This window comes from Paenibacillus sp. JT22N1, from assembly GCF_059692155.1.
The window spans coordinates 64,963-78,060 of sequence record NZ_JCAUAW010000005.1; the positions used below are offsets into that span (position 1 = coordinate 64,963).

A 13,098-nucleotide genomic window follows, 5' to 3' on the forward strand; every position below is an offset into this window, starting at 1 on the left:
CTTAAAAAAACTGTATGATTACCAATCGTAACCTCTATCAAAAGAAATTACAATAAGGACAGACGAAGGAAAGGGGTTTGATGTATGAACAAGGAAATGAAATGCATTGATGTCGATGTCCATAACGACCTGAAGAGTCCACAAGAATTGCTGCCGTATTTGCCAGAGCCGTGGAGATCTAGAGTAGCGAGCTCGGGGCTCGGCTTTCCTGGGCATGGATATTGGTCTCCGGTCGGGGTCGTCCGCAAGGATTGCATTCCGCCTTCCGGAGGACCGTCTGCTTCCGATCCGGATTATCTCGTTAAGGATCTTGTCGAGCAGTTCAACATGGATAAAGTGATCCTAACGGGCAACTTGACGAACTCCTCGACGATCCATGATCCGGATTACGCAGCAGTGCTCGTTTCGGCCTACAACGATCATATTGTCGCCGACTGGCTGCCGAAGCACGAATCATTCCGGGGGTCGATCACCGTCGCTCCGCAGGATCCGTCCCTCGCTGTGAGGGAGATCGATCGGCTGGCCGATCATCCGGCTATGGTACAGGTTCTCATGGGCAGCGCGCAGCGTGCAGGGCTCGGACAGCGCCAGTTCCATCCGATTTACGAAGCAGCCGAGCGGCATGGTCTGCCCATTGCCATTCATCCGGGGGGCGAAGGCGCAGCAGGGATGCCGGCCCCGACGCCAGCCGGTTATCCAACCCGTTACCTGGAGTGGCATACCTGCCTTTCGCAAAATTATATGGCACATCTGACCAGTCTCGTCTGCGAAGGCGTATTCGAGAAATTTCCGAAGCTGAAGTTCGTGATGCTGGAGGGCGGCATTGCTTGGCTTCCGCATCTCATGTGGCGGCTGGATAAAAACTACAAGGCATTGCGTTCCTCGGTGCCATGGCTGAAGCGGCTGCCGAGCGAGTATATCCGGGAACATTGCATGTTCTCTACACAGCCGATCGAGGAACCAGATGACCCTAAGCAGCTGATCTCGATCTTCGATATGATCGATGCCGAGAATATATTGATGTTCTCCAGCGACTATCCACATTGGGACAACGATATGCCGACGGAGATTTTGAAGCGGCTTAGCTACGAAGCGCGGCAAAAAATATTTTACGATAACGCCAAAGCGTTGTATCGCATATAGGAGGGGGGATGAACAATGGCAATCCATTATGTAGCTGAAGCGGATGATATTCGGGAAGGCCAGAGCAAGATCGTGGATGTCGAGGGTCGGTCTATCGGAATCTACTGCGTAGGAGGCGAATATTACGCGCTGCATAACAGGTGTCCGCATGAAGGCGCTCCGTTGTGCAAAGGTCCGGTTTGCGGAACAACGCTGCCGTCCAAGGTATACGAATACGAATTCGGCCGCAATGGCGAGCTGGTGCGTTGTCCTTGGCATGGCTGGGAATTCGAGATCAAGACGGGGAAATCGATCTTTGACGAGAAAGTTCGAACGAGAAGCTATAAGGTTCAGGTCGATAACGGCAAAATCGGGATCATCATTTAGACATTAATGCCGAATTGACTAGTTTCCTGTATGATGAGGAAACAGCATGTTTATCGGAAAGGGCATTCCTTGCTGTCATAAGGCGGGGAATGTCGTTTCGTTTTTAATTGCTATCGTCGATACAGAAAGGGGAAGGTCGACTATGCCGTTTTTTTTCAAAACGAGATCGTTTCGGATCACTCTGTTCTGGCAGTTTTTCGCGAAATATTTCTTGCTTATCGTGGTACCTGCCATTCTCGCTACCATATTCATTAATGTGTTCGTCGTTCGTTTAATCGAGAACGAAGCTGAAAAATCGAGTTTAGGCATTATGCGCAATTACGCGAGACAGATGGATGCTCATTTCCAATCCTTGCAAGCTAGCATGATTCAATTGCTCGGCTCGCCCAACATGAAAAGCTTGTTGAAGGATATCGGCAAGCAGCCGCCGACCCCCGAACAGATCGAGCTCTTCTATGCGACGATGGAAGAGATGAATACGATCCGGACGGAACCAATCGTATCCGGGGCCTTTCTTTACTTTGCCAATGCCGATCTTGTGATCGATCATCATATTCATACAAGCAAGTCTTATTATTTCAGGAATCAGTTTTCACTGGAGCCACCGGACGCCGAGCGTCTATGGTCGCAATTCACCGGCAAAAAAATGATGCACTTCACCGATCCGTACTATGCTTACATGACGGATTACGGGGCGAGAGCTTCTTTCACGTCCGTCGTCATGGGGTTTCCGTTCAATTCCGATATGCCGGGCGTATTCCTCTCTGTTCAGATTGAGAAGGAAAAGCTGCAGCGCTTGATTCAGACGCAGGAGAGTTGGATCTCCCGCACGGCGATTCTGGATGCGGACCGCAGTGTGGTCAGCCAGTCGGATGAAGAAAAGCTGGATAAAGAACAATGGCTGAAGGTGATTCATTCGGGGTCCGAAGGAGCCTTGGCCAAATATGATCGCAGACTGGCCGCATCTTACGTCCGGTCGGAATTCGATTCATCGTGGTACTACGTCAGCTGGGTCGATCTGCAGACGCTGATGCAGCCTGCGCGCACGCTTAGAATGTTAAGCATCGCGTTTCTCTGTTTTTTTCTGCTGCTAGGCGCTTTCGTATCGTATTACTTGAGCCGCCGCCTGTACAATCCGATCTCGGAGATCCGGAACAGGCTGCAGTCGCATCCTCCGCATCGTCTATCGGAGCATGCGGTGCCGCAGGATAACGATTTCGATATCATCCAACGATTTACTAAGTTGCTGATGAATGAGCATAAAGAGCTGTCTCAATTGGTAAAGGGAATTCTTCCTGTCGTCCAAGAAGATTTTATCTCGCGAATATTGCTCGGGGAATATCGGGATGACTTGTCGATCGCGTATTATTCCAAAGAAATCGCGTTTGCCTGTGAGCTTGAGGGTGCGCGCGCCGTGCTTGTGGTCGAGTATCAATATTACGACTCCGTACTTGAGCAGCTGTCGGAAACGTCCAAGTCATTTCTGCTCGCGGAGGTGAAGGAGATGATCGGCAAGCAGGCGCAGGGCACGATCTGGCTTTGCCAGACCCGGGCGGACATACTGGCCTGTGTCGTTCACTGGGATCACGACCAGCAAGGGGAGTTGGCGGAGGTCGCCGCACAAATCAAATTGGTGCTGGAGCCGTACGCAATCTATTTTAAAGCGACGATCGGATTAGGCAAGATCGTCCAAACGATGGGCGAGCTGAGTGTATCCTATCAATACGGATTAGCGCTGCTAAAGCAAAAAAGCTTGAATGCCCAAGTGGAAATATTCAGTGATGACGACAGCTGGGACGACCGGGAGCCGCTGGACAGTTTTCTCTCCGCGGAGGAAGTCAATCGGATCGGAAATGTGTATCGAGCGGGCGATTACCCTCGTTTGCTTCAGTCTGCGAGAGAGTTTCTCGAAATGGGCAAAAGGAAGCAAGCGAACGCCTCCCAGATGAAAAGCTTGTTCTCCGATGTGCTCAATACATGGATACGCGCCGTAGAGACCGACAGAAGAGATTTGGAGATCTCGATGTATTCCGGTTTGTTTGATTCCTTGAACCGCAGCCAGACTTGGGACGAGATGGAGCAGTGTCTCGAACGCATCCACGCCATGCTGTTCCTGTCGCTGCCGTCTATGAGCCGCAGCGACCAGTTCGAAGATGTCGTGAGGTATATCCGCGAACATTATGACGAGGATCTGTCGATCGAGCGGTTTACGGAACAGATGAATATGTCGGTCAGTCATTTCAGCCGCACGTTCAAAGAGGTAGTTGGCGAGAAATATGTGGAATTCATTACGAGTGTCCGTCTGTCGGCGGCCAAACAACTGCTGCGCGAGACAGACATGAAGATCGAAGAAATTGCGGAGCGGGTAGGTTATTTGGGCAGCAATGCGTTTATTCGCAGCTTTCGTAAGTACGAAGGGGTTACGCCTGGGAAATACCGCAGCATCAAGTAAATGGGCTTTTTTTGCGCGGTGTGCCTTTTTTGTTTAAAGCGCGTGAGAGAGAGGATGCCACAGCATCATGTAGAACCGAGAAGTCGGCCAATTGGCCGGCTTCTTTTGCTATTCTCGCATTCTTCGCAAAACAAGCCAATCGCGAAAAAATGCACGATATACAAGGGAGGGGTCATATCCCTATGCTATGACTAAGCGTTCCCGGCTTGCCTCAGGCCAGCCAAATCGCTGGGGCGATACAGAAACGACTATACAGATGAACGATTTGGGAGTGTGATTCATGAATGGTTGCAAGCAATTGGAAAGCGGGCTGGAGGGTCGCTCGGAAGAACAAGATCCTATATTTGTTGATGCTGCCGGGCATTCTGTACTATATCATTTTTAAATATGTTCCGATGTACGGGATCCTTATCGCGTTTCAGGATTATTCAATGGGACTTGGCATCTGGGGGAGCAAGTTTGTAGGATTCAAGCATTTCACCGAGTTTTTCGTGAATACGCCCGATTCATGGAAGCTCATACGCAATACGCTGATGCTGAACTTGTACGATTTATTGTTCCATTTTCCGACGCCGATCGTGTTAGCGCTTCTATTTCACGAGCTGAGTAACAAGTATTTTAAACGGATGGTCCAGACGATCAGCTATATGCCGCATTTCTTGTCCACCGTGGTGATCGCGGGCATTCTCGTCATCTTCCTGTCGCCCACGACTGGGATAGCTAATGTCATCATGAAGTGGTTCGGTGCTGAACCCGTCATGTTCCTTGGGCTCCCGGAATGGTTTCGAACGATCTTCATCGGATCCGAAATCTGGCAAAAAGCGGGCTGGGGCACAATCCTTTATCTAGCGGCAATTGCGGGTATCGACCCGTCCTTATACGAAGCGGCTGAGATGGACGGTGCAAACCGATTCCAAAAGATGCGACATATTACGCTTGTCGGCATGGTCCCGGTCATGATTATTTTGTTCGTGCTTAATTTGGGCCACATTATGGAGATCGGCTACCAGAAGATCATTCTGCTGTATAACCCTATGAACTATGAAACCTCGGACGTGATTAATACTTACGTGTACCGGAGAGGGATTCTCGATGCAGACTTCAGCTTCGCATCGGCCGTCGGCCTGTTCCAATCGGTTATCGGTCTCGTGCTGGTCGTGTTCGCAAACCGGATCGCCCGCAAACATTCCGAGACCAGTTTATGGTAGAAGGAGGTACACATGCATACCAAGCAAAGTTTTTCATCGAAGTTGTTCGACTTCTTCAACGTACTTATCATGCTGTTATTGATAATCGTTATGCTTTATCCGATGGTTTTTGTGTTCTCAGCTTCTATTAGTAACAACGCCATGGTAGCGGCAGGAAAGATCGTGCTATGGCCTAAAGGGATCACTCTGATTGCTTACGAACGGCTAGTTTCTGATAAACAACTATGGCTCAGCTACTGGAACACGCTCCGCTACACGTTCTTCCATACGCTGCTGACCGTATTTGCGACGGCTGCGATGGCTTATCCACTGGCCAAGAGATGGCTGCCCGGCAGACGGGCGATCCTGATGCTCGCAGCCTTTACGATGCTGTTCAGCGGTGGACTTATTCCGACCTTCATGGTCGTGAAGCAACTGAATATGCTAAACACGATCTGGGCGATTGTCCTTCCTTCATTGATCAGCACCTGGCACCTCTTTATTATGCGGACTTTTTTTGAAGCGCTCCCACAGGAGATTGAAGATGCCGCGACGATAGACGGCTGTGGGCCGGTGCAAGTGCTGCTGCACACTGTGATTCCGCTCTCCATGCCGGTTATCATGACGATTAGCCTGTTTACAGCCGTCGGACAGTGGAATGCCTTTTTCGATGCGCTCCTTTACTTGAACGAAAAGCACATGTATCCTCTGCAGATCATGCTGCGCAGCTATCTGATCGAAGGTTTGAATCCTCCGCAGGGCGAAGGTGATCTCAATTCGATGGAAACGGTGAAGTATGCGCTGATTATGATTGCAACGCTGCCTATTCTGTGCGTGTACCCGTTTGTTCAGAAACATTTCGTTCAAGGCAGCATGATTGGTGGAGTGAAAGGATAGAGTCGGATTCACATCGAATCTGTTTTCTATAGATAAAACTAGATAATGGGAGGTTTGCAATATGAAAAAGAAGAAGATAGCGGCGATGCTTGTCCCGGTCCTGCTTGCCGGGATTGCAACGGCTTGCAGCAGCGGAGGGAAAGCCGGCCAATCGCCGGATCCTGTAACAAGTGATTCAGGAGCGGCTAAGCCGAAATCGTCTGTGTTCACGTGGCTTGTTGCCGATCGCGTCGAAGGGCCTGTGCGTCAAGACTGGGAAGTGTTCAAGGAGCTTGAAAAGAAAACGGGTGCTAAGATTGAATTCCAGGCGGTTCCAGCCGCGTCCTTTGCCGAGAAGCAAAAGATTCTGATTGCGACCAATTCGGTTACCGACTTGATGTTGGTGACCAATCAGGAGGGCCGGGAGTATGGTCAAGAGAAGATATTTCTGAATCTGAAGGATTACTTGGATCAGGCCCCCAATATCAAGAAGTTTTTCGATTCGAATCCGGAAGCGAAGGCACAGGCCACCGCAGCGGATGGAGGCTTGTACACGATTCCTCAACTGGACAGCTATATCGGGGGAAAAGGATTCAACCAGGCCTGGTATGTGCGACAAGATCTGATGGATAAATACGGTTTGAAAGCGCCGAAAACCCTCGATGAGCTCTACCAGCTCCTCAAAGCGTTCAAGCAGCAGAATCCTGATTCCTACCCGCTTACGTTGACCCCGCCTGAGTCAGGCGAGATGGGGGTGTATGGCGTATTTATGAAAGCATTTACCGGTATACAAGGTTATATCAATCTGAATCCCGAGAACGATCAATTTGCATTTACTGGGAATCAGAAAGGATTCAAGGAAGCTCTCCAATTCATGAATAAATTGTACAGTGAGAAACTGCTAGACCCCGAATATTCGCTGCTGACACGGGCGCAATATGACGAGCGGCTGATCTCGAGCAAATCGTTCGTCACCTACTATTGGAAGGCGGATGTCGAACTTCTCCAGAGCAAAGCGCGCACAGCAAGCGGCAATCAGCAATTCAATTTGGACGGATTTCTACCTGTTACTGCTCCAGGTGTGAAAAATTATTTGTTCTCCCGTCCGGTTGTTGGAAGTCTGGGCATGGCGGTATCTGCCAAAGTCAAAGACAAGCAAGCGGCAGTCAAACTTATCGATTATTTAGTTGGCGACGAAGGCAAGAAACTGCTTAATCTTGGTATCGAGGGTAAGACGTATAAAATGGTGGACGGAAAGCCTCGTTTTATGGAGGAGTTCGGAACGGCCCCATACAACACGCTTCGTCGCGATTACGGCGTCTGGTATCCAATGATCGGCTTTGACTTCGCTCTCCCGCGCTTGGCTTGGGAAAGCGCATTGGACGAGAAGACGAAGAAGATCAATGCGGCTTACGAACCGCTTGTCATCTCGGCTCCGCGATCCTATGTGAAGACGAAAGAAGAGCAGGAGATGGAGAAGTCGAAGCTGAACAATCTCACGAAATATCTAGATCAGAGGATGGCTGAATTCGTGATGGGGAAAACGCCGATCAACGATGAGAAAATCAATGACTTAATCGAGCAGTCGAAAAAGCTCGGCCTGGACGACATTGTGAATATGTACAACACGGCCTATAAGCGGACTTACGGTTCGAAGTAATGACTCTCCTGAGACCCGAAAATAGATTTGGAAAGACGAATGCAAACCTAGAGTTTGCATTCGTTTTGATCAAAATAGAAAGCGTTTTCTTTTGTTTTTTTGGCCTTTACGGTGAGATTGGAGGTCCATTAATTCAAACTCCATTAATGAAAATGAAGAAAGGGTGGATGCATAATGTATAAAAAGATAATGTCGGGGCTCATTTTATGTACTCTTCTAGTTTCGTTGTTACTCCCGCTACCTAAAGGATTTGCCGCCGGAAGTACAGGCGTCCTTCAATTCCAGGATGATTTCAGTACAGGGATGTCACTGTGGAATGGAATTAACGGGTCATGGGTCGTTGATAATGGCGCACTTCGCGTTACAACGTCCAGCTCGAACAATATTGAGATGAAAGGGACGAATTCGGTTTGGCAGGATCAAATCGTTGATTTCAGGCTGAAAATCTTGGAAACGCCAGGAGGTGGATTTACAAGAGTATATACGAGGTATAGTAGCAATACCAGCAATTTGAGCTTGATGATCCGGCCAATCGGGTTAAGTTATACCATTAATGGGTCTAGCGAGGTGTCCCTTTCCGGCTATAAATTTACCGTTGGCAGTAACTACGACATCAAGATGAATATATCGGGAAGCACGGCAACCGTATATGCAAAAACTGAATCGGAAACCAATTATACGAGTGTAGGAACGATTACGGGTGTACCCGTTCAAAGCGGGAAGGTCAGATTTTCAACCTTCAACGATAAAGTGCAGCTCGATAATGTAGGCGTTGCCAATTTGCGCGATTCGGCTTTTATGGCTAACGGAAACATATTGTCTTCTTTGAACGTGGGAAGTCAATCCAATATGCAATTAATAAATGCGACTGGAAATTCGGTTATATGGACTTCTGGCGATGCGGCGAAGGCAACTGTTGATGGAAACGGTGTGGTTACCGGATTAAGCAGAGGACTAGTTACTATTACTGCCGCTACGGCAGACAATTTGTCGCAAGTGAAATTCGATATCTATGTGAAAGATCCGGTCGATTCCATAGGGGTATTGCAGTTCCAGGACGATTTCAGCAATGGCATGAATCTATGGAATCCTGTACAGGGGACTTGGATGGTTGATAATTCCCGCTTATCTTCGACAACAACCGCTTCCTCTCTGATTGAACTCAAAGGGGCGAATGCACAATGGAGAAATCAGACGATTTCGATGCGGTTTAATCGTGGAGACAACTTGGCCGGCAACTTCATTTCCATTAAGCTTAGATATGTGAGCGATTCCGATTACACACGGCTGCTGATCAGAGGGACCGGGTTAAGCTATATTAAAGCAGGCGGTACGGAGCAGTCTTTTTATTCCGCAGCATTTAATCAAGGGATAGATTACGATATCAAACTGGCTGCTTTGGACGATTCGGTTCAAGTATATGTAAAAAGCGCAGCGGATGCTGATTATACGTTTGCGGGAGCCATTTCCAACGTTGCGTATTCATTTGGCAAGGTGCAGTTGACTACTTACAATCTAAAGGCGACTATTGATGATATTAAAATTTGGAACCATGAAAGCTCGAAGTTAGTCATGGGCACCAAGCTGGCCGCTTACGCCAGAGGAAATAGCGCGCCTATTCCGATCACCAATAACACCGGAAAAAATGTCATATTGAGCTCAAGCAACCATGCTGTAGCAACAGTCGATCAAGCTGGTGTTGTTACAGCCGTCGCAAAGGGGCGGGCTACTATTACCGCTGCAACGTATGACGGTTCTTATCAAGATAAGAGTGACGTTGTCGTCTATGTCCGGCCAACAGGCGTTTCCCTAAATAAGGCCAGTACTTCGCTATATGTAGGGGAATCCGAGGAACTTACAGCGACGATCGCTCCAACTGATGCTGATAACTTGTTCACCGTATGGTCAATCAGCGACCCATCCGTGGCAAGCTTGGTCGGCGGAGCAAGCAAGTCCAGAGCCATCAAAGCGTTGTCCGCCGGGACGACGACGGTTACTGTTACTACGGTAGACGGCGGATTTTCGGCCACAACCCAGGTTACGGTGAATCCTATACCGGGTCCAACCGTTTCATCTGCGGAATTCCAGATCGATACGACTCCGTACGCTTTGTCGCCCTATCTATTAGGGGTGCATAACGAACAAGTTTTAAAAATCGGCAGGGTGACCGACTTTCAACCTGTAAGTCATGATAATCTCGGCATGGAGCTTAAGCTACAAAACGTACGTGGTCCGGATGGAACAGGTGCCGATTTCTACATGTACAACGAAGGTACCCTTATTAATTCGAAGGATCCGCGTTATCAGCAATTTTACGGAAATAAAACGATCGGGGCTATTGAAAATGTAAGCTTAAAGCCGGGCTATCCGGGGCTATCCCTTGCGAATTCGTACCATCTGGCTAATACTTTGGGTGTGCCGTACGTATATGACTTGAACGTCATCTCACAGTCGGTAGAAGAAATTATGACTCAAATTCGGCAGATGAAGCAGCTGACAACCCAGCCAATTTATGTGGAAATGGGGAATGAGCTATATTCCATTTTCTTTGATAAAGCGTTCCCATCGGTAAACGAGTACATTGCAAAATGCAAATTGATTTATCAGGGCATCAAAAACATCGACCCAACCATAAAAGTTGGTATTGTTGCGGTCGCGAAAGACCTTGAAGACAGGATCGCGGCTGACCCCAATAATCAGCCAGATCCTAACGTCGACTGGGGAGCGACGCAAGGGGGGCGAGTTGCTGCCTGGAACCAGAGCCTAGCGCAAGACACCAGTTTCTACGATGCGATCATCGTCCATGTGTATTCCCCTATTCCATATCTGAACGATTTGACGAACAGCAAGATGATGGATTATTTGTATACGTATAACCAAAGCGCATTGGAAGGGCTCATCATTCAAAAAAATCAATTCCCGGGCAAGGAAATGTGGGTAACGGAATGGTCCTCGCTTCCGACGGTCCTTTTCGGAGAGACGGACTTGAACGAGAAGGCGCGCAAACAGTTCATGAAGACACCAGGATTTGCGATCCACAATATGGAGCGGGTGCTGCAAATGATTGAGTCAGGCGCAGTGACGATTACCGACGTGCACGCGATGGTGGATACTCAGGGGTTTGGAATCGTGCAGCAGGCATCGAATGGCGATCTCGTCAAATTACCGAATTTTCATGTATTTAAAGCATTAGGCGATTTGCTTGACGCAAACAGCAGTTACTACAAGATCAATCTCGCACAGGGCAACGTTCAAAATGAAAAACTTCGCTTTATAGCAACGAATGTATATTATAATATCGCGGATGTTGGCGCATGGGGATTCGGCGATGCAAGCGGCATTAAGAAGGTCGTATTTGCCAACCGCACGATGAACCCGGTTAACGTATCCGTACCAGGAGCGGCGCTCAAGACGAATTGGATATACGGGGGAGAAAATCCTTTGCCGGATTACCTGACCAACCCGAATGCGAGCTGGCTGGACGCTCCTCAGGTCAATCCGTTGCCAGAGGCACCTGTCTCAAGTTTTGCCGGACAGATCCAATTGAAGCCTTATTCGATGACGATCGTGGACATTACAGACACGACAGTGCCGACTGCATCGGTCGCATATAGTAGCACAACACCGACCAATGACATTGTAGTAGCGTCCATTATACCAAGTGAGCATGTAACGATCACGAACAACGGGGGATCAAACAGCTACTCGTTCATCATGAACGGCAGCTTTACTTTTGAATTTGTTGATGATGCAGGCAATCAAGGTACTGCGACCGCAACCGTAAACAACATGATTACGAAAAGCAAAGGAGTGCCGGGAAAACCCGATCTGTCTAATGACAATGGGTATGATACTGGCATTCAAGACGGCAATTATAGGGTGAAAATGGATATGTGGTGGGGAGAAAACGGTAGAATCTATAAGCTGTATGAAAATGATGTGCTCATCGAGACCCAAATTCTTGCGGATAATTCACCGAGTGCCCAATCTACCGTAACGTCAGTTACCTACAAGATGAATGGGACCTACCGCTACTACGCTGAACTCACCAATACTTTTGGCACAACGAGAAGTGACATTATGACCGTTATCGTTACTCAGGCAACACCGGCTAAACCGGTCCTTTCCAATGACAACTGGGATGGCGACGGGAATTTCAAAGCCACCATGAACATGTGGTGGGGCACGAATGGAACAACTTATCATTTATATGAAAACGGCGTTCTTATCGATACGCAAACACTTTTGGATAAAACACCCAATGCTCAATCAGCAGTAACGACCGTAGCAAATAGAGCAATAGGCACCTATGAGTATCACGCTGAGCTCGTCAACCATGCAGGAGCTGTATCCAGCGATAAGATGTTTGTAAAAGTAACTAAGTAATACTCATCTACGAATGACTTTAGACACCAACCGTAAGTGAATGTTGGTAGAGTCAGCTCTCTGTCTCAGACAGCTCTTGGCTAAACGAGATAAACTCACGCATAGCGTAAGAGACGTAATGATCCTTAGGCCAAATAATGACTAAATTCCAGGGAATAGAAGGCTCTGTTAAAGGTAATGTAAGTACCTCCGGACAAGTGATTTTACTGCAAATCGTCTCGGGTATGATGGAAATGCCTGCATTCGAAGCAACCATTTCAGCCAAAAGGTCCCATTGCGAGCTTTCGTAGACAACGGAAGGATCGAATCCAACGGATCGACAGGCATGAATGACATGGTTTCGAACGGCATAGCCGCTAGGAAACAGGATAAAGGGTTCATTTCTAAGCTCCAGCAGAGATACACTAGGTTGATCAGCTAGCGGATGAGAACGATGGATGATGAGCGCTAATTTTTGAAAGAGAAAAGGCAAGGTTTCAAAGTTAGACGTATCTACTGGCCCAACCACCACACCAAGATCAAGCTTTCGATTTTGCACAAGGCTTTCTACATTCTTAGCGCCTTCTTCGACAAGTTGGAAGTGGATATTTGGATGTTTAATTTGGAACTTTGCGATAACTCGTGTAAAGAAAACGGAACCAACTACTGGGGGCAACCCTATGGTAATGGTTCCTTTTTTTAGGTTGGAGACATCATCTAATAGGTGATGAAGATCTTGGACAGCCTGCACGATGACTTGAATCTGTTGAACGGCGATCTCTCCCGAGTCCGTCAATTGAACATATTTACCTGAACGATCAAATAAAGTAGCGCCCAGTTCTTCCTCTATATTTTTCACCATTTTACTCAGTGTTGGTTGTGTGAGGTGAAGGGCTTCGGCCGCTTTAGTAAAATTCATATGTTTAGCAATTTCAAGCAGATAAGTTAATTGGCGTAAATCCAAAGGATCATCCCTCCCCGACCTATAGCATTTTTTCATGATGGTCATTCCAAATATGAATTTTACCTCTTGGGAATCTGCGTGTAAA

General features: G+C 48.0%; 8 protein-coding genes. 7 read left to right on the forward strand and 1 reads right to left on the reverse strand.

All coding sequences use genetic code 11. The features are described from left to right. The first annotated feature begins 84 nt into the window (after positions 1-84). The 7 genes from AC58UU_RS11440 to AC58UU_RS11470 all read left to right on the forward strand — a co-directional run bounded on the left by AC58UU_RS11440 (position 85) and on the right by AC58UU_RS11470 (position 12,070). The gene (locus AC58UU_RS11440) at positions 85-1,143 is read left to right on the forward strand and encodes an amidohydrolase family protein (protein WP_497315674.1); all 1,059 of its coding nucleotides are present in this window, start codon (positions 85-87) and stop codon (positions 1,141-1,143) included. Positions 1,144-1,158: 15 nt separating this feature from the next. Continuing rightward, positions 1,159-1,509 (forward strand): Rieske (2Fe-2S) protein, encoded by a 351-nt coding sequence (locus tag AC58UU_RS11445; RefSeq protein WP_497315676.1) that lies wholly within the window; start codon positions 1,159-1,161, stop codon positions 1,507-1,509. 46 nt (positions 1,510-1,555) lie between these two features. Further along, on the forward strand, positions 1,556-3,961 hold the full coding sequence (locus tag AC58UU_RS11450; protein WP_497315678.1) for a helix-turn-helix domain-containing protein: 2,406 nt from the start codon (positions 1,556-1,558) through the stop codon (positions 3,959-3,961). 284 nt (positions 3,962-4,245) lie between these two features. Beyond that, a complete protein-coding gene (locus AC58UU_RS11455; protein WP_497315680.1) occupies positions 4,246-5,169 on the forward strand; it encodes an ABC transporter permease in 924 nt (307 codons plus the stop codon). 12 nt (positions 5,170-5,181) lie between these two features. Continuing rightward, positions 5,182-6,045, forward strand: a complete 864-nt coding sequence (locus AC58UU_RS11460) for a carbohydrate ABC transporter permease (RefSeq protein ID WP_497315682.1) — start codon at positions 5,182-5,184, stop codon at positions 6,043-6,045. Positions 6,046-6,106: 61 nt separating this feature from the next. Further along, entirely contained in the window at positions 6,107-7,684 is a 1,578-nt protein-coding gene (locus AC58UU_RS11465; protein WP_497315684.1) for an extracellular solute-binding protein, read from the forward strand. Between the two features lie 174 nt (positions 7,685-7,858). Next, positions 7,859-12,070 carry an Ig-like domain-containing protein gene (locus AC58UU_RS11470; RefSeq protein ID WP_497315686.1) on the forward strand — a complete coding sequence of 1,404 codons (4,212 nt, stop codon included), beginning with the start codon at positions 7,859-7,861 and terminating at the stop codon, positions 12,068-12,070. A gap of 52 nt (positions 12,071-12,122) precedes the next feature. Here AC58UU_RS11470 and AC58UU_RS11475 read toward each other — a convergent pair whose 3' ends face one another. Further along, positions 12,123-13,013 (reverse strand): LysR family transcriptional regulator, encoded by an 891-nt coding sequence (locus tag AC58UU_RS11475; protein ID WP_497315688.1) that lies wholly within the window; start codon positions 13,011-13,013, stop codon positions 12,123-12,125. Between the last annotated feature and the right edge of the window lie 85 nt (positions 13,014-13,098).